Annotated in this window: 17 protein-coding genes; 10 read left to right on the plus strand and 7 right to left on the minus strand. The window is 73.2% G+C overall.

The features are described 5' to 3' along the window. The first annotated feature begins 34 nt into the window (after window positions 1–34). From IO33_RS0131505 to IO33_RS0131530, 6 genes are all read left to right on the plus strand, one after another. Entirely contained in the window at window positions 35–319 is a 285-nt protein-coding gene (locus IO33_RS0131505; protein WP_031171271.1) for an acyl carrier protein, read from the plus strand. Window positions 320–375: 56 nt separating this feature from the next. After that, window positions 376–1377, plus strand: a complete 1002-nt coding sequence (locus IO33_RS0131510; RefSeq protein WP_031171273.1) for a beta-ketoacyl-ACP synthase III — start codon at window positions 376–378, stop codon at window positions 1375–1377. Between the two features lie 342 nt (window positions 1378–1719). Further along, a complete protein-coding gene (locus IO33_RS0131515; RefSeq protein ID WP_031171275.1) occupies window positions 1720–2466 on the plus strand; it encodes a DUF4097 family beta strand repeat-containing protein in 747 nt (248 codons plus the stop codon). Between the two features lie 158 nt (window positions 2467–2624). Beyond that, window positions 2625–4142, plus strand: a complete 1518-nt coding sequence (locus IO33_RS0131520) for an aromatic amino acid ammonia-lyase (RefSeq protein ID WP_107069429.1) — start codon at window positions 2625–2627, stop codon at window positions 4140–4142. Then, window positions 4139–5068, plus strand: a complete 930-nt coding sequence (locus IO33_RS0131525; protein ID WP_245235933.1) for a MurR/RpiR family transcriptional regulator — start codon at window positions 4139–4141, stop codon at window positions 5066–5068. Before IO33_RS0131520 ends, IO33_RS0131525 begins: the two co-directional genes overlap by 4 nt. Window positions 5069–5171: 103 nt before the next feature. After that, entirely contained in the window at window positions 5172–5756 is a 585-nt protein-coding gene (locus IO33_RS0131530) for a hypothetical protein (RefSeq protein WP_031171280.1), read from the plus strand. A 10-nt stretch (window positions 5757–5766) separates the two neighbouring features. On the opposite strand, the gene IO33_RS0131535 is transcribed toward IO33_RS0131530, so the two are convergent. The 5 genes from IO33_RS0131535 to IO33_RS0131555 form a co-directional block, all read right to left on the minus strand. Continuing rightward, window positions 5767–6141 carry a roadblock/LC7 domain-containing protein gene (locus IO33_RS0131535; protein WP_031171282.1) on the minus strand — a complete coding sequence of 125 codons (375 nt, stop codon included), beginning with the start codon at window positions 6139–6141 and terminating at the stop codon, window positions 5767–5769. A gap of 28 nt (window positions 6142–6169) precedes the next feature. Beyond that, window positions 6170–6661 carry a roadblock/LC7 domain-containing protein gene (locus IO33_RS0131540; RefSeq protein WP_031171284.1) on the minus strand — a complete coding sequence of 164 codons (492 nt, stop codon included), beginning with the start codon at window positions 6659–6661 and terminating at the stop codon, window positions 6170–6172. A 31-nt stretch (window positions 6662–6692) separates the two neighbouring features. Next, entirely contained in the window at window positions 6693–7505 is an 813-nt protein-coding gene (locus tag IO33_RS0131545; RefSeq protein WP_031171286.1) for a hypothetical protein, read from the minus strand. Further along, window positions 7502–7885, minus strand: coding sequence for a hypothetical protein (locus tag IO33_RS0131550; protein ID WP_031171288.1), 384 nt, complete (start codon window positions 7883–7885; stop codon window positions 7502–7504). Before IO33_RS0131550 ends, IO33_RS0131545 begins: the two co-directional genes overlap by 4 nt. A 179-nt stretch (window positions 7886–8064) precedes the next feature. Continuing rightward, window positions 8065–9489 (minus strand): type III PLP-dependent enzyme domain-containing protein, encoded by a 1425-nt coding sequence (locus IO33_RS0131555; RefSeq protein ID WP_051927090.1) that lies wholly within the window; start codon window positions 9487–9489, stop codon window positions 8065–8067. A 106-nt stretch (window positions 9490–9595) separates the two neighbouring features. Here IO33_RS0131555 and hutU point away from each other — a divergent pair, with 106 nt between their 5' ends. Genes hutU through hutI form a run of 4 tightly spaced genes read left to right on the plus strand, consistent with a single transcriptional unit; the run spans window position 9596 to window position 15043 of the window. After that, a complete protein-coding gene (gene hutU, locus IO33_RS0131560; protein WP_031171293.1) occupies window positions 9596–11260 on the plus strand; it encodes a urocanate hydratase in 1665 nt (554 codons plus the stop codon). A 41-nt stretch (window positions 11261–11301) separates the two neighbouring features. Continuing rightward, window positions 11302–12504, plus strand: a complete 1203-nt coding sequence (locus tag IO33_RS0131565) for an allantoate amidohydrolase (protein ID WP_031171295.1) — start codon at window positions 11302–11304, stop codon at window positions 12502–12504. Next, window positions 12501–13838 carry a formimidoylglutamate deiminase gene (locus tag IO33_RS0131570; RefSeq protein ID WP_031171298.1) on the plus strand — a complete coding sequence of 446 codons (1338 nt, stop codon included), beginning with the start codon at window positions 12501–12503 and terminating at the stop codon, window positions 13836–13838. Before IO33_RS0131565 ends, IO33_RS0131570 begins: the two co-directional genes overlap by 4 nt. Before the next feature lie 29 nt (window positions 13839–13867). Beyond that, complete coding sequence (hutI, locus tag IO33_RS0131575) at window positions 13868–15043, plus strand: imidazolonepropionase (RefSeq protein ID WP_031171300.1); 1176 nt, start codon at window positions 13868–13870, stop codon at window positions 15041–15043. Window positions 15044–15161: 118 nt separating this feature from the next. Here hutI and IO33_RS0131580 read toward each other — a convergent pair whose 3' ends face one another. Beyond that, on the minus strand, window positions 15162–16727 hold the full coding sequence (locus IO33_RS0131580) for an RICIN domain-containing protein (protein WP_031171302.1): 1566 nt from the start codon (window positions 16725–16727) through the stop codon (window positions 15162–15164). A 305-nt stretch (window positions 16728–17032) separates the two neighbouring features. After that, window positions 17033–17929 carry an RNA polymerase sigma factor SigF gene (locus IO33_RS0131585; RefSeq protein ID WP_031171304.1) on the minus strand — a complete coding sequence of 299 codons (897 nt, stop codon included), beginning with the start codon at window positions 17927–17929 and terminating at the stop codon, window positions 17033–17035. Between the last annotated feature and the right edge of the window lie 241 nt (window positions 17930–18170).

Genomic DNA, 18170 nt, shown 5'->3' on the forward strand with positions numbered 1-18170 from the left:
ACCCGAACAAGCCCTACGAAAGGAACCACACGCCATGGCAACCTCCGCTCCCGCCCCCGGAACCAGGATCGTCGACCGGGAAGAGATCCGGAGCAAGCTGCTGAGCCTGGTGGCCTCCTACCTGGAGCAGCCGGTCACCGACATCCAGTCGGACGTCAAGCTCGTGGAATACGGACTCGACTCGATCTTCGCGCTGACCCTGTGCGGCGACGTGGAGGACGAGTACGGCATCGAGGTCAAGTCCACCCTCGCGTGGGACCACCCCACGGTCGACGCGATCACGGACCACCTCTACGACACGCTCACCGCCGAGGCCTGACCGCCGGGCTCCTCCGAGCCGAAGTTCTCGCACCCGCTCTCCGGACGGAACGTATCGTGACCAAGAGCCTCACCACATCGTCGTCGCACTTCGAGCCCGCGCTCCTGGGGGTCGGTTCCTACCGGCCGCGTCGTGTCGTCGACAACGACGAAATATGCCGGCACATCGACTCGTCGGACGAATGGATCCGCTCGCGGACCGGAATCGTCAGCAGGCGGTGGGCGGGCGCCGACGAGTCGCTCGCCGACATGGGCGAACTCGCCGCGGAGAAGGCGCTCGCCGCGGCGGGAGTCCTGCCGGAGGACGTCGACTGCGTGATCGTCGCGACGTTCACGCACCTGCAGCAGACCCCGGCCGTGGCAGCGGTGATCGCGCACCGCATCGGTGCCGTCGCGGCCGCCGCGTTCGACATCTCCGCGGGGTGCGCCGGCTTCGTCCACGGCCTGGCGCTGGCCGCGGACACGGTCCGCAGCAGGGGGCGGCACGTCCTGGTCGTCGGAGCCGAGCGGATGACGGACCTGCTCGACCTGGAGGACAGGTCGACCGCCTTCATCTTCGGTGACGGCGCCGGCGCGGTCGTCCTCGGCCCGGCGGCGAAACCGGGCGTGGGCCCGGTGGTGTGGGGCGCCGACGGCTCACAGGCCGACGCCATCTCGCAGACCGTGCCCTGGGACGCGGTGCGCGACTCGCCCGGCCAGAGGTGGCCGGCGCTGCGGCAGGACGGCCAGAAGGTGTTCCGGTGGGCCGTCTACGAGATGGCGAAGGTCGCCCAGCGGGCACTGGACGCCGCGGGACTGCAGGCGGGTGACCTGGACGCCTTCATCCCGCACCAGGCCAATGTGCGCATCATCGACGGCCTGGCGAAAGGCATCCGGCTGCCGGACCACGTGGTGATCGCCCGGGACATCGTCACCACGGGCAACACCTCGGGAGCCTCGGTTCCGCTGGCCATGGACGCGCTCCTGGGCGCCGGCGAGGTCCGCTCGGGAGGGCTGGCCCTGCTCCTGGGATACGGGGCGGGCCTGTCCTACGCCGCGACGGTGGTCGAACTGCCCTAGCGGGCGCGCGGCCCTGTCCCGGCCCGCCCTCTCACCGTCTCTTCAGGAAGCGAGCCCCGATCCCCCGAGGCTGCGGCCGGCGCACGGCCGCAGCCTGGGGCGCCGCCTCCTGGAGAGACGATGAGAGGGCGGGCCGGGCCGGTACTCCCGGCGCATGGGTGGGTTATCCCTACCGTCACCTCGTGGGCTGCCCCGCTACCACGCCCGGCCGCCGACTGGCTAGCGTTCAGGCAGATCGTTTTTGGACCCCGACCGGGAAGTTGACCGATTCCCCGCGCCGTTGGCGATGACGGGGAAAGGGGGCTCCCCTCCTTTCAGACGAGGAGTTCTGAAATCAACACGTTGACTCGCGCTTCCCGGCGGTCCGTCGGAATCGCCCTGACCGCGCTTTCGACCACCGTCGTCCTGACCGGGTGCAATCCCACGACGGCACTCCACCGCACCAGCTACTCGCAGACGAGCCAGCTCTCCGTCCAGCCCGGCATGGCGCTGAAGGTCGACACCCCGGGTATCGGGGTGACCCTGAGCGCGGGCGACGACTCGCACGTACGGGTCTCCGCCACCGGCGACTATTCCGATGCGCGCCCCCAGCTGTCGACGTCGAAGTCGGGCGACACCGCCATCGTGAACGCCGGTTGCTCCGGATCGTGCGATCTCCAGCTGCACATCACGCTCCCCGCCTCCATGAGCGCCCATGTGCAGAGCGGGAATTCCGAAATCGTCGCGGAGGGCCTCGCCGGGAGTCTCGACCTGCGCACCGGGGACGGCGCCATCACCGTCAAGCACCCGACCGGGCCGCTGTCCCTGCACAGCGGGAACGGGCAGATCACACTGTCCGACGGCGCGTCACAGCGGGCCGGCCTCTCCACGACCGACGGGGCGGTCGACGCGGCCTTCACCACCGCTCCGGCCGACGTGAACATCGCCACCAAGGACGGCGCGGTCGACCTCGCCGTGCCCTCAGGGGCCGGCTACAGCGTCCTCGCCCACAGCACCGGTTCCACCCCCGAGGTGGACGTGCCGAACAGCCGTGGAGCGTCCCACGCGCTCACGGTCTCCACGGCCAGCGGCGGCATCCACATTCACTGAGGCGAGAACACGAACGGATATGCCTCGGATCACCCAGGTGCCGTACGTGAAGAAGTGACAGTGGCCCCCCTTGCCTGACTGTATAGGGTCATGCAGAGTTCTTGTTGTCTGAATAGACAGCAGAAGCGAAGGTCTGGGGCGAGGGGAGTTCGGGCGTGATGTCGTCTCGCGTCGTGCACGCACCGTGTTCCGTGCCGTCACCGCGATCCGCGGCCATCGTCCTGGACGGGTCCGCACTCGGCGTCGAGGACGTCGTACGCCTCGCCGACGGGGCCGCGCACCCGGTCCCCGAGGCCGGCGCCCTGCGGCGCGCGGAGCAGTCCTGGACCACCGCCCGGCGGATCGCCGCCACCGGACGGGTCTACGGCCGCTCCACCGGCGTCGGCGCCAACCGCGACGAGGACGTGCCCTCCGAGGCAGCCGCCGGCCACGGCCTGCGCCTGCTGCGCAGCCACGCCGGCGCCATCGGCGAGCGGCTCCCGGCCCGCCAGGTGCGCGCGATGCTCGCCGTCCGCGCCAACCAGCTGCTGGCCGGCGGCGCGGGCCTCAGGCCCGGCGTGATCACCGCCCTGTGCGAGTCCCTGGAGACCGGCGCGTATCCCGCCGTCAACGAGTTCGGCTCGGTCGGCACCGGTGACCTCGCCGCCCTGGCCCAGGTCGGGCTCGCGCTCGCCGGGGAACACCCCTGGCACGGCCGGGGTGCCCCCGCGCCACAGCCCCTCGACAACAACGACGCCCTCGCCCTGATCAGCAGCAACGCCCTCACCCTCGGCCAGTCCGCGCTCGCCCTGCACGAACTGCGCGGCCTCGTCGGCGCCACCCAGGTCGTCGCGGCACTGTCCCTGCTCGCCGTCGACGGCTCCCACGAGGCCTACGCCGCCCCCGTGCACGCCGCCCGCCCGCACCACGGCAGCACCGAGGTGGCCCGGCGGATGCGGGAGCTGATCGGCGCCGCCGACCGGCCGACCCCGCCGCTCGGCCGCATCCAGGACCCGTACGGCCTGCGCTGCCTGCCCCAGATCCACGGCCCCGCGCACGACGCGGCCGACGCCCTGGAGCAGGTCCTGACCGTGGAGATCAACGCGGCGGCCGAGAACCCGCTCATCGCCCCCGAGGACCTCGCCGCCTACCACCACGGCGGCTTCTACCAGGCCCAACTCGCCCTCGCCCTGGACCACTTCCGGCTCGCGCTCACCCAGGTGGCCCGGCTGTCCACGTCCCGCCTGTCCACGCTCAACGAGCCCGCCTACACCCGGCTGCGCCCCTTCCTCGCCGACCACGAGCCGGCCTCCTCCGGCGTCATGATCCTGGAGTACGCGGCCGGAGCGGCCCTCGGCGATCTGCGGGCCTTCTCCGCCCCCGCCTCGCTCGGCCACGCTGTACTCTCCCGGGGCGTCGAGGAACAGGCGAGCTTCGCCTCGCTCGCCGCGCGGCAGACCCTGCGCGCGTGCGGTGCGTACCGCCTGGTGGTCGGCTGCGAACTCGTCGCCGCCACCCGTGCGCTGCGCCAGCGGGACCTCAGCCCCGACCCCGGGCTGCCGGTCGGCCGGGCCTTCGCGCTCGCCGCAACCGTCCTCGACGCCGACCTGGCCGACCGGCCGCTCACGGACGACGTGACGGCGGCGGCAGCACTGCTCGACCGGTTCACGGACATCTGGAGGGGAAGCGCGTCATGAGCGTGGACAGGAGTACCGCCGCGGGGGCCGGGGGAGGCGCCGCGTCCGGTGCGGCGTCCGGCGGGCACCCCGGTGCGGCCTCCGGCGGGCCGACCGACACCCCCGCCAACCGGCTGCAGGCGCTCTTCGAGGGGCACCGGCTCACGCCGACCCAGCGCCGGATCGCGCACAGCATGGTGCGGCGCGCCGCCGATGTGCCCTTCCTGTCCAGCGTGGAGCTGGCCGAGCTGGCCGGGGTCAGCCAGCCGTCGGTCACCCGGTTCGCCGTCGCCCTCGGCTTCGACGGCTATCCGGCGCTGCGCAAGCACCTGCGCGAGGTCGTCCCCGCGGAACCGGCCGCCGAGGCGGGTGCCTTCAACGAGTACCAGCAGGCCGTCGAGGCCGAGATCGAGAACCTGAGACACCTCGCCGAACTGCTCGCCGACCCGCGCCCGGTGCAGCGGGCCGGCCGGATCCTGGCCGCCTCCCGTCCGCTGCCGGTGCTCGGCCTGCGCGCCGCGGCCTCCCAGGCGTACGGCTTCGCCTACTTCGCCGCCAAGGTCCACCCGGACGTCCGGCTGCTCAACGAGGGCGGCACGATGATCCAGGACCGGATCGACGCGGCCGTCCGCGCGGGCGCCTCGGCGCTGCTGTGCTTCGCGCTGCCCCGGCATCCCCGCGAGGTCGTCGACACCCTCGCCTACGCCAAGGACGTCGGCCTGACCACCGTCACGGTCGCCGACTCCGCGTTCGCTCCGGTCGCCAGGTACTCCGACCTGCTGCTGCCCGCCGCCGTCGGCACCGGGCTCGCCTTCGACACCGCGTGCGCGCCGATGCTGCTCGGGCGGGTGCTGCTGGAGGCGGTCTGCGACGACCTGCCGCAGGCGCAGGCCCGGCTGGAGGAGTTCGACGCGAAGGCGGCGGCCCGGGGTCTGTTCGTGGAGTGACCGGCCGTCCCTCGCGTGTGCTCTCAGACTCGTCTCAGGTTCTGCCACTAGCGTCGCTCATGAGACACAGGCGTTTTGCGGACACGTGACACGGGAGGCCGACGTGGCGCGCGGAGGACAGGGACTGGCCCGGGTGGCCGTCGTCGTACGGGCGGGGGCCGCCCCGCTGTGGTGGGCCGGAGTGTGCGCCGCCGGGACCGGTGTGCTGCCGCCGGGGGTGACCGGGCGCCGGATCGGGGTGCTCGCCGGGGCCGCGCTGTTCCTCGTGAGCGCGGCCGCCATGGCGCTCGTACGACGCGGGCGGTACCGCGCCCTCGCCCGCGGTGCGGCCCGCGCGGGCAAGTACGACGTGCTGCAGGACCGTGCGGTGACCCTGCGCAACTGGCGGCGGGGACACCGCTGGTGGCTGCTGTCGGCCTTCGCCGTCGCGCTCGGTTCCTCCTTCGCCGTGCCGGCGGCCGGCGGCATGCTGCTGGCCGGGCTCGGCACCGGGCTGCGGCTCAAGGCCGCCTGGATCGGCCGGCGGGAGCGGGCCGGGGAGACGCTGCTGTGGGTGCGCGTCGACTGGCTCGACCGGCGCGGCGGAGGCCCCGCGGGCAAGCCCGTCAAGGGCCTGCGCGGTACGGGCGTCGCGGCCGGCGACGCGGCCCCGGGCGGGGCCCGCCGCCGTACCGCGGCGCTGGTGTAGGCCTGTTCGCTCAGACCTCCAGTTCCTCCTCGATCTTCTTCAGCTGGTGCCGGGCCATCGCCAGGTTGGCCCGGGCGGAGTCGAGGACCAGGTAGAGGAACAGGCCGTTGCCGCCGCGGCTCTTGAGCAGGCGGATCAGGTGGTACTGGTCCGAGAGCGTGATCAGGACGTCCTCGATCTCGCCCTTGAGGCCCAGCATCTCCATCGTGCGCATCTTGGCGCGGATCACGTCGGTGTTGCCCGCCGCGGCCACGTTCAGGTCGAAGCTCTTGCTGTTGCCCATCGTGCCCAGCGCCATCCCGCTGGTGTAGTCGACGAGTGCGACGCCGGTGGCGCCCTCGATGGAGGTGAGGGCTTCCTTCAGGGCGGTCTCGGTGTTGGCCATGGTGGTCCTTTCGAACGGTTGGGTTGTCTCAGTTGTCGGTCGCGGTGCGTGCCTCGGCGGCCGTGGTGCGGGGCGTGCGGGTGGCGCGAGTGCGTGCGGGTGCGGTCCGGGCGGGGCGGCGGGCGGCCCGGGCGGCGGCTTCGGCGGCGTCGAGCAGCTCCCCGATGCGGGCGCCGGCCCGGCGCCCCTCCAGATGCAGCCGGCCGACGTTGACCCGGCCGTCGGCGAGCAGGGTCAGCACGGCGGTGCGGCCGGCCGCGTAGGTGGAGATGTAGCCGCGCTCACCGCGCACCAGCAGCTCCCGGAAGCCGCCGTGCCCGGTGGCGTCGCTGACCCGTACGGCGACGCCGAGCGCGGCGGCGGTGAGCGCCGAGAGGCCCTCGGGGTCGACGCCGGGGGTGTCGTGGGCGACGACGAGACCGTCGACGCCGGCCGCGAGCGCTCCGGTGAGCTGCGGCACCCGGGCGCGCAGCCGGTGCAGCTCGTCCAGGACCGTTTGAAGGTCCTCCTCGGACACCATCAGCTCTCTCCTCTCGGCGGGGCGGTGCCGTTCAAAGCGCCTCCAGTGCATCCCTGAGCCTCTTCAACAGCGCGATGTCGGGGTCGGTGACCGGGGGTGGGGGCGGTGGGGCGGGTTCGGGGACGACGGGTGGCAGGGGCGCGACATGGCCGGCCGCCGCGAGCCGGCGCACGTCGACCAGGGTGTGAAAGGCCTGCCGGCCCAGGTTCCGGGCGATCCCGGTGGCCGTGCGGATGCCGTCCACGCGGTCCAGGACCGCCCGTTGCCGGGGTGTGACGGGTGCGGTGCAGGCCGGTCCGGCGGCCGGGTCCGCACGGATCAGCGGGACGCTGTCGGCGGCCGGGTCGGGCCACAGCCGGTGCAGCATCAGACGGCGGCGCAGCGTCTCGCGTTCCAGCGCGACGACCGGGACCGAGGGCAACGGGCCGACGCGGGGCGCGTTGTCGTAGCGGAAGCGTCCCGGGGTGCTGCTCGGGGCCAGCGCGAAGTACCCGGCGTCGTACAGCGCGTCCAGATGGCACAGCTCCAGCGCGCCGGCGGGCAACACCCCGGACTTCAGGAGGAGTTCGGCGGCCTGCAGCGGGCCGGCCGTCGCGGCGGCGGCCCGCTGCCAGGCGGTGGCGGCGAGGGTCCCATGGGCCGTGAGGAGCACGTCGAGGCCGGGGGCGAGCGGGCTCTCGGCGTGCACCACGCGGCCCTCGGCGAGGTACAGGGTGCCGTGCTCGCGGACCAGGACGCCGGTGGCCCGCTCCTCGGCGAGCCGGGTCAGCATCGGCGACAGCGCCCGTGTGGCCGCCTTGTCCCGCACCGGCAGGGGCGGCGGAGGTATCTGCACCACGGTCATCCCAGCACCAGCCGGTCCGCCATCTCGCCGAGCCGGATCCGGGCGAGCGCCAGATTGCCGTCCTCGCGGCCGAGCCACAGGTGCAGGAACACGCTGCTGTCGAAGGACGTGTCCACGAACCGCAGCAGGTGATAGCTGTCGCGGTTGCTGACGATCACGTCCTCGACCGGCGGGTGTCCGTCCCCCTGGGCCGCGAAGGCTCCGTGCTCGGCGGCCATCCGGGCCAGTTCGGCGGCCTCGGCGGCGGTCGTCTCGTGATCGCCGCCGGGCGCCTCCCCGACCGTGCCGAGGGCCAGTCCGCTCGTCCAGTCCACCAGCGCCGCGCCCCGGGCACCCGGTAACCGCATCGCTTCCAGCAGGCACTCGTCGATTCCGGGCACCGTGGGCTCCCCTCCCGCCTGGGACTCCGGCTGAGTGACAGCGACACTACGCACAGTGCGCGCGGAAGGGCGAGCCTTTGGCATTTTCCGGTGGAACATGCGTCCGGGGTACTAGTGTGGGTCAACTGACGTCTGTGCCGGACGAGTTGATCCATTTGTTCGAGGGTGCCGGGGGTGCGTCAACGGCTCCTGGGTGTGCCGAGGGTGGTGAGTGCGGACGGATGCGCCCCGCCGGACTCGGCCACCACCTCGGCGACCGTCTGCGGCTCCCGTACGGTGGCGAAGGCGACCCCGCCCGAACCGTCCGGTGCGAAGCCGTGGATGCCGGGCCGGGCCAGGGAGTTGTAGGCGTAGTGGTGGGCGAAGTAGTACGCGCCCGTGTCCAGCGCCGCCGCGTAGTCGCCCTGCTCCAGCAGGGGCAGCGCGCGGCCCTCGGCCAGCAGGTCGCCGGAGAAGCAGGCCGGCCCGGCCACGTCCTGCACCACCTCGGGCCCCGGCTTCGGCCGCCCCTTGGCGTCGTACGCGGCGATCCTGAGCGGCCACGCCCCCGGCGCGTACACCGTCCGCGTCGCCACCTGCACGCCCGCGTGCGTCACCGCGATCCGCCGCCCGCCCGCGCTCTTGGTGTACTCCACCCGGGCCACCACCGTCCCGTGCTTGGCCAGCAGCGACCGCCCGAACTCGGTCACCAGCCCGTACCGCCCGTCGAACAGCCCCGGCACCCGCTCGGCCAGCAGCCGGGCGTACTCCGCGTACGACGGTGCACTCGCCTCGGCCGCGAAGTTCACCGGCAGTCCGCCGCCGATGTCGAGCGTGTCGACCTGCCGCCGCCCCGCCCGCGCGTTGATCTCCTCCGCCAGTGCGTACGCCTCCGACGCACCCCGTGCCAACAGGGCCAGCGGGATGCCCTGCGAGCCGGTGTGCGCGTGCAGCCGGGTCAGCCACGGCCGGTCCAGGTACGCCCGGACGACCCACTCGCGCGCCCCCTCGTCGCGCAGCGCCACCCCGAACTTCGAGGTCTCCGTCGCCGTCGAGGTCGCCCCGATCGCGCCGGCGCCGACCTGCGGGTTGATCCGGATGCCGACGGGGGAGCGGGTGGGCGCGGACCGGATCAGGGCGTCCAGGCGGTCCAGCTCCTGCGGGTTGTCGGCGTTGACGGCGACCCCCAGCGCCAGCGCCTCACGCAGTTCGGCCGGGGTCTTGGCGGGCGAGTCCAGCACGGTCAGGGCGGGCGGCACCCCGGCCGCGCGGGCCAGGGCCAGCTCGCCCGGGCTCGCCACCTCCGCGCCGATCCCGGCCTCGTGCAGCAGGCGCAGCACCGGCACCAGCGGGGTCGCCTTCACCGCGAAGGCGTGCAGCACCGGCGTCCTCGGCGGCAGGACCGCGTCGAACGCCGACCGCAGCGCCGCCGCGGACTTCCGGATCCCGGTGACGTCCAGCAGCCCCACCACGGCGGCGTCCGGCCCCAGCAGGCCCTGCTCGACGGCGGCGCGCACCGCCTGGTCCCGCCGGGCGGCGCGCTCCTGTGCCTCGGCGGCCTCCGTCTCGATGTCCTGCGCCACGGCCTCTCCCCTCGTGTCCCTACGTGCCCCGCTCGGATACATCCAGCCAAACACCGACGGCGCGCGGACGCGTGCGCCCCGATGTATTGACTAGTTCTATTCAGAGGGTCAGGATGTGAATAGACGTAGTAACAGGAGGAGGCAGACGATGTCGGGACCCCGCCCCGTACGAGCACCGCGCGGCACGGAACTCAGCGCCCTGGGATGGCAGCAGGAAGCCGCTCTGCGCATGCTGCAGAACAACCTCGACCCCGAGGTCGCCGAGCACCCCGACAAGCTCGTCGTCTACGGCGGTACCGGCAAGGCCGCCCGTGACTGGCGCTCCTTCGACGCGATGGTCCGCACGCTGCGGACCCTCAAGCAGGACGAGACCATGCTGGTCCAGTCCGGCCGTCCGGTCGGCGTGATGCAGACCCACGAATGGGCCCCGCGCGTCCTGATTGCCAACTCCAACCTCGTCGGCGACTGGGCCAACTGGGAGGAGTTCCGCCGTCTGGAGGCCCTCGGCCTGACCATGTACGGCCAGATGACCGCCGGCTCCTGGATCTACATCGGCACCCAGGGCATCCTCCAGGGCACCTACGAGACCTTCGCCGCCGTCGCCGCGAAGAAGTTCAACGGCACCCTCGCCGGCACCATCACCCTCACCGCCGGCCTCGGCGGCATGGGCGGCGCCCAGCCGCTCGCCGTGACCATGAACGACGGCGTCGCGATCTGTATCGACTGCGACCCGCGCGCCATCGAGCGCCGCATCGAGCACCGGTACCTCGATGTGAAGGCCGACAGCCTGGACCACGCCCTCCAGCTGGCGGTGGAGGCCCGCGACCAGCGCAAGCCGCTGTCCATCGGTGTCCTCGGCAACGCGGCCGAGCTGGTCCCGCAGCTGCTCGCGATGAACGCCCCCATCGACATCGTCACCGACCAGACCTCCGCCCACGACCCGCTGGCCTACCTGCCCGTCGGCGTGGCCTTCGAGGACATGGCCGACGCCGCCGCGAAGGACCCGGCCGGCTTCACCACGCGGGCGCGGGAGTCCATGGCCAGGCACGTCGAGGCCATGGTCGGCTTCATGGACGCCGGCGCCGAGGTCTTCGACTACGGCAACTCCATCCGCGGCGAGGCCCAGCTGGCGGGCTACGACCGGGCGTTCGCCTTCCCCGGCTTCGTCCCCGCGTACATCCGCCCGCTCTTCTGCGAGGGCAAGGGCCCGTTCCGCTGGGCGGCGCTGTCCGGCGACCCCGCCGACATCGCCAAGACCGACAAGGCGATCCTGGAGCTGTTCCCGGAGAACGAGTCCCTGGCCCGCTGGATCAAGATGGCCGGCGAGCGCGTCCACTTCCAGGGTCTGCCCGCGCGCATCTGCTGGCTCGGCTACGGCGAGCGCGACAAGGCCGGCGAGCGCTTCAACGACATGGTGGCCTCCGGTGAGCTGGCGGCTCCGCTGGCGATCGGCCGGGACCACCTGGACTGCGGGTCGGTGGCCTCGCCGTACCGCGAGACCGAGGCCATGCTCGACGGGTCCGACGCGATCGCCGACTGGCCGCTGCTGAACGCGATGGTCAACGTCGCTTCGGGCGCCTCCTGGGTGTCCCTCCACCACGGTGGCGGCGTCGGCATGGGGCGGTCCATCCACGCCGGGCAGGTCACCGTGGCCGACGGGACGAAGCTGGGTGGCGAGAAGATCCGGCGCGTGCTCACCAACGACCCCGGCATGGGCGTCATCCGGCACGTGGACGCGGGGTACGACATCGCGGAGTCGGTCGCGGCCGAGCGCGGGGTCCGGGTGCCGATGCGTGAGGGTGACGAGGCGTGAGCCAGGATCCAGGCGGGCACAGCGGCGCCTCCTTCCAGGAGATGTGGCGCGAGTTGCTCTCCGTCGGGCGGCACCCCGACTCCGGGGGTTACCGGCGCTTCGCCTGGACCGGGGCCGACGCCGACTGCCGGGCCTGGTTCCGGCAGCAGGCCGAGGACCGCGGGCTGGCGTACGAGGTCGACCGCAACGGGAACCAGTGGGCCTGGCTCGGCGACCCCGCCGCGGGCGACGCCGTCGTCACCGGGTCGCATCTGGACTCGGTCCCGGACGGGGGCGCCTTCGACGGGCCCCTCGGGGTCGTGTCCTCCTTCGCCGCTCTGGACGAGCTGCGCGGCCGGGACGTGCGGTTCGGCAAGCCCCTGGCCATCGTCAACTTCGGCGACGAGGAAGGCGCTCGGTTCGGGCTCGCCTGTGTCGGGTCGCGGCTCACCGCCGGGCAGCTGAGCGTCGAGCAGGCCCATCGGCTCACCGACGGCGACGGGATCACCCTGCCGCAGGCCATGGAGGCCGCCGGGTACGACCCCGAGGGCATCGGGGCCGACCCCGAACGGCTGGCCCGGATCGGCGCCTTCGTCGAGCTGCACGTCGAACAGGGCCGCGCGCTGGACCTGTCCGGCGACCAGGTCGGCGTCGCCAGCGCCATCTGGCCGCACGGCCGCTGGCGGTTCGACTTCCGGGGCGAGGCCAACCACGCCGGCACCACCCGGCTGGTCGACCGCCGCGACCCGATGCTGTCCTACGCCGAGACCGTGCTCGCCGCCCGCCGCGAGGCCGCACTCGCCGGTGCCGTCGCCACCTTCGGGAAGATCGCGGTGGAACCGAACGGCGTCAACGCGATCCCCTCGCTGGTGCGCGGCTGGCTCGACTCCCGCGCCGCCGACCAGGAGACCCTGGACACGGTGGTCGGGGGCGTGGAGAAGGCCGCACGCGAGTACGCCGACGCCCACGGCATCGACCTGGACGTCGTCCGGGAGTCCTTCACGCCGGTCGTGGAGTTCGACCACGCGCTGCGCGACGAACTCGGCCGCATCCTCGGCAAGGACACCGGTCTGAAGGCGCCCGTCCTCGGCACCGGGGCCGGACACGACGCCGGAATCCTCTCCGGCAGCATTCCTACCGCCATGCTGTTCGTGCGCAACCCCACCGGAGTCTCGCACTCCCCGGCCGAGTTCGCCGCCGAGGACGACTGCGTGGCCGGGGTGCACGCGCTCGCCGACGTACTGGAAGGGCTGGCCTGCAGGTGACCAAGGGGACCTACTGGTTGGAGCACGCCTGGCTCGGCGACCGGGTCGAGCCGGGAGTGGTGGTGGAGGTCGGGGACGGGCGGATCGGCGCGGTCCGCACCGGGACGCCCACCCCGCCGCCCGACGCCGAGGTGCTGCGCGGGCTCACCCTGCCCGGGCTCGCCAACGCCCACAGCCACGCCTTCCACCGGGCGCTGCGCGGCACCGTCCAGGTCGGCAGCGGCACCTTCTGGACCTGGCGCGAGGTGATGTACTCCGTCGCCGACCATCTGACCCCGGACACCTACCACGCCCTGGCGCGCGCGGTGTACGCCGAGATGGCCCTCGCCGGCATCACCTGTGTCGGCGAGTTCCACTACGTGCACCACGCGCCCGGCGGCACCCCCTACGCCGACCCCAACGCCATGGGCGAGGCGCTGATCGACGCCGCCGCCGAGGCCGGCATCCGGATCACCCTCCTCGACACCTGCTACCTCTCGGCCGGCTTCGGTGAGCCGCCCAACCGCCACCAGCTGCGCTTCTCCGACGGCAGCGCGGAGGCCTGGGCGGACCGCTGTGCAGTTCTCAAGGAACGGGATCACGCACGGATCGGGGCGGCGATCCACTCCGTACGGGCCGTGCCCGCCGGCCAGCTGGCGACCGTCGCCGGATGGGCCGAACAGCGGCGGGCCCCGCTGCATGTGCACCTGTCGGAGCAGACCGCCGAGAACGACGCCTGCCTCGCCGCGCACGGCTGCACGCCCACCCGGCTGCTGGCCGACCACGGCGTCCTCGGCGCGCGCACCACCGGGGTGCACAACACCCACCTCACCGACGAGGACATCGCCCTGCTCGGCGGCTCCGGCACCGGCACCTGCATGTGCCCGACGACCGAGCGCGACCTGGCCGACGGCATCGGCCCGGCCGTCGCCCTGCAGCGGGCCGGCTCACCGCTCTCCCTCGGCTCCGACAGCCACGCCGTCATCGACCTGCTCGAAGAGGCGCGCGCGATGGAGCTGAACGAGCGGCTGCGCACCCGCACCCGGGGGCACTGGACGGCCGCCGCCCTGCTGTGGGCCGCCACCGCCGACGGTCACGCCGCCCTCGGCTGGGACGAGGCCGGCACCCTCGGCCCCGGCGCCCTCGCCGACTTCACCACCATCGCCCTCGACTCGGTCAGGACGGCCGGGCCGCTGCCCAGGCTGGGCGCCGAGACGGCCGTATTCGCGGCGGGCGCGGCGGACGTACGGCACACGGTCGTGGGTGGCCGGCACGTCGTACGCGACGGCGCGCACACGCTCGTACCGGACGTGCCGCAGGCGCTGGCCGCCGCTGTCGAAGCCCTGCGGGGCTGAGGAACGCCGACCCCCACAAGGACGACACCATGAGCAGCAGCACCGTCATCACCAACATCGCCACGCTGGTCACCAACGACCCCTCCCTCGGCGACGGATCCCCCCTCGGTCTGGTCCAGGACGCGGCCGTCGTCATCGACGGCGACCGTGTCGCGTGGGCCGGTGAATCCAGCAAAGCACCCGCCACTGACAACCGGGTCGACGCGGGCGGCCGGGCGGTGCTGCCGGGCTTCGTGGACTCGCACTCGCACCTGGTCTTCGCCGGCGACCGCACGCAGGAGTTCAACGCCCGCATGTCCGGCCGCTCCTACACGGCGGGCGGCATCCGCACCACGGTCGCCGCCACCCGCGCCGCGACGGACGCGGAACTGGAGGCGAACCTCACCCGTTACCTCGACGAGGCCCTCCGCCAGGGCACCACCACCTTCGAGACCAAGTCGGGCTACGGCCTCACCGTCGAGGACGAGGCCCGCGCACTGCGCATCGCGGCGCGGCACACCGACGAGGTGACGTACCTCGGCGCCCACATCGTCTCACCGGACCACGCCGACGACCCGGCCGCCTATGTCGCCCTGGTCACCGGCGAGATGCTGGACGCCTGCGCGCCGCACGCCCGCTGGATCGACGTGTTCTGCGAGAAGGGCGCCTTCGACGGCGACCAGGCCCGCGCGATCCTCACGGCGGGCCGGGCGAAGGGCCTGCACCCCCGCATCCACGCCAACCAGCTCTCCTACGGTCCCGGCGTCCAGCTGGCCGTCGAGCTGGACGCGGCCAGCGCCGACCACTGCACCCACCTCACCGACGCGGACGTCGACGCCCTGGCGAACGGCGACACGGTCGCCACCCTCCTGCCGGGCGCCGAGTTCTCCACCCGTGCCGAGTGGCCGGACGCCCGCCGCCTGCTGGACGCGGGGGTCACGGTCGCCCTGTCCACGGACTGCAACCCGGGCTCGTCCTTCACCTCGTCCGTGCCCTTCTGCATCGCCCTGGCCGTCCGGGACATGCGGATGACCCCGGACGAGGCGGTCTGGTCGGCCACGGCGGGCGGCGCGGCGGCCCTGCGCCGCACCGACATCGGCCGCCTCAGCCCCGGTGCCTACGCCGACCTCACCCTCCTCGACGCCCCCAGCCACGTCCACCTCGCCTACCGCCCGGGCGTGCCCCTGGTCAGCGGCGTGTGGCGGCGCGGCGCGCGGGTGGTGTGAGGGGCGGCTGGTGTCCGGGGCGGCCCGCCGTCCATCCGGCCTCAGCCGTCCACCCGGCCTCAGCCGTTCACCCCGGCCGGCCCCGCTCCGGCCCGCCACCGCGGGCCGTCGCGGCCGTTCACCTCGCCCCGGCCCGCCACCGCTGGTCGCCGCGGTCGTCCAGCGGTTCCAGGGCTACCCCGTACCGGCCCTCCGGAGTGACCGCCGTCTCGATGGCGATGTCCGGGCGGATCGTGCCGTCGGGGTCGATGGTGAAGCGCAGGTTGTCACCGTTGTCGCTGTAGACGGCGTCGCACTCCCAGATGCCGACGCCCCGGTCCACCGAGCCCCGGCTGTCCAGGCAGAAGCGGTCGTCGGCGCCCGAGCGGAGCACCCCCAGGTAGGTGTCGAAGCGCCAGCGCTGCGTGCCGGCGGAGGAGCAGGGGGCCGTGACGACGTCGTTGCCCTCGGACAGGTCGCCGTCGCGGATGTCCAGGCAGCGGCCCCTCGCCAGGTTCACCACCTGGGCGAAGGAGGTGCCGGGCGGTGTGAAGGAGGGCGTCGGCCGGGGAGTGGTGCTGTGCCGGGGCGGCGGGGGCGTGGCCGTCGGGCGCGCTGAACTCGGCGTGAGGGAAGGGGACTTCGAGGGGGACGCGGTGGGAGTGGAAGTGGGGGAGGGGGACGGGGACGGGGTCACGGACACCGTCGCGGTGACCGTGACCGGCGGAGGCGTGGGTGTCGCGGCCGCCGGCTGCTGGTCGTCGGTCTGCGCCGGGGTGAGCAGGAACACCAGCAGCGGGGTCAGGGCCACCCCCAGGGCCGCCGAGGCCAGCAGGACGCGGCGCCGGGGCGGCCAGGCCGCCCGTACGGCAGGGGGACCGGGTACGGCCGGCGGCTCCTCGGCGCGTAGGTAGGCCGTTCCGTTCCACGGCAGCAGCCCCTCCGCCAGGGTCTGCCGGGGCGCGTCCCGCAGGGCCCGCAGATCCTCGAACGCGGCCGTGCAGTGCGGGCAGCGGGCCATGTGGACGTCCAGGTCGGCGCTGTGGCGCGGGCCGTCCGGCCGTACCGCCTCCTCGATCAGCCGGCGGAAGTCGGCGCAGCTGGGGTCGTCGGAGGCGGCGAGGCGCTCCCGGAGGCAGGCCTGGGCCAGGGCCTTGAGGGCCTGCGGGGTGCCGTAGGTCACGTCCGCGCGGCTCAGGCCGAGCAGTGCGGCGGTCCGTTCCTGCGGCTCCCGCTCCAGCACGCCGTACCAGAGCAGCCCCTGGGTGCGGGACGGCAGTGACTGGAAGGCGGGCAGCAGGGCGGGGGTGGGGCCGTCGGGCAGGCCGGAGGCGTTCAGGACCAGCAGCAGTCCCGGGTCGAGGCCGGTGGCGCGCTCGTCGCGCGCCCAGGCGGCCGCCAGCGCGGCGGTCAGCAGCAGGAGCCGGTGGCGCAGCGGGACGGCCGGCTCGGCCCCCCGGGCCGTCTCACGGGCCGCCGTGGTGACGGCCTCGGCCGCCAGCCGGCGGGCGGACGGCTCGCTCGCGGCACACAGCCGGGCGTAGGCGAGGGCCGCCGGCTGGTGCCGGCGGCGCAGTTCCTGCAGGGCGGGGTACGCCGTCGCCGTGGCCGAGCGCAGCAGTGCGGTCAGCCGGGCGTCCGGTACGTCCTCGTACGCGTCGCCCGTCTCGGTTCCGCCCGCCCCGGCCCCGTCCCCCTGAGCCATCGTCCAGCCTCCTCGCACCAGCGGGCGACCGCGTCGTTGCGGTCCCGCCCGGCATACCAGCCGGTTTGGGGGGCCATAGTGGTCGAGGGGGGCGGCCGGGGAAAGAGGTTTCCGCGGGTAACCGCATAACGGTTGGGACGTCAGGGCCAGTTGACCGAAACGCTGGCCCGAATCCGGGCATGGCCGCAAGGACCGTGGATACCCGCGCCACTCGGAGGGGTGGGTCCGGGGAACGCACGCGGAAGCGGCCCGGCACCGACGGCCGGGCCGCTTGCGGAGGTGTCACCGCGCCAGGGGCCCGCGTGTCACTCCTCCAGCGTCAGCCCCTTGCGCAGCCGTACCAGCGTGCGCGACAGCAGCCGGGAGACGTGCATCTGGGAGATGCCGAGCTCCTCGCCGATCTCCGACTGGGTCATGTTCGCCACGAAACGCAGGGAGAGGATCTTCCGGTCCCGGGGCGGGAGTCCGGCGATCAGCGGCTTGAGGGACTCGATGTACTCGATGCCCTCCAGGCCGTGGTCCTCGTACCCGATGCGGTCCGCGAGCGCGCCCTCCGTGTCGTCCTCCTCGGGCTGGGCGTCCAGCGAGGAGGCGGTGTAGGCGTTCGAGGCGGCCATGCCCTCGACGACCTGGTCGTTGGAGATGCCGAGCTGCTCGGCCAGCTCCGCGACCGTCGGCGCGCGGTCCAGCCGCTGGGCCAGCTCGTCCCCGGCCTTGGCCAGGTCCAGGCGCAGCTCCTGCAGCCTGCGCGGCACGCGCACGGACCACGAGGTGTCGCGGAAGAAACGCTTGATCTCGCCGATGATGGTCGGCATCGCGAAGGTCGGGAACTCGACACCGCGGGTGAGCTCGAAGCGGTCGATCGCCTTGATCAGGCCGATGGTGCCGACCTGGATGATGTCCTCCATCGGCTCGCTGCGGGAGCGGAAGCGGGACGCGGCGAACTTGACGAGCGCGAGGTTCAGCTCGACCAGGGTGTTGCGGACGTACGAGTACTCGTGCGTCCCTTCCTCCAGCGACTGGAGGCGCTCGAAGAGGGTCTTGGACAGGGCCCGCGCGTCGACCGGGCCGATCTCGTCGTACGGGGGGATCTCCGGGAGTCCCTCGAAGGTGTCGAGGGCGTCGATGGGATGATCCAGTTGTTCCGGTGGGGGTGTCGACGTCGCGATCGGGGTATGCGATGCGTCGAGCCGGGGTGACATGGTGTCCTCCATCGTTCTCGGCATATGGCTGCCGAAGCCGGTGCGTGCACTGCGGTGTGCGGCGCCTCCAAAGCCGGCGTGTAGGGATAGGTGTCCTTACTAGCCCTACCCGCTTCACCGAGACGATCGCAAGTGCGTTCTGTTCAGGTATGTCCGGTTCTGTGAAATTCTTCGGGTGCCGGAGTGCGCATGGAAGGCGTAATGTTCGAGAGCAATCAGCGTCCACGACCTCGGGAGAGAG

The organism is Streptomyces durhamensis, assembly GCF_000725475.1.
Taxonomy (GTDB): Bacteria; Actinomycetota; Actinomycetes; order Streptomycetales; family Streptomycetaceae; genus Streptomyces; species Streptomyces filipinensis.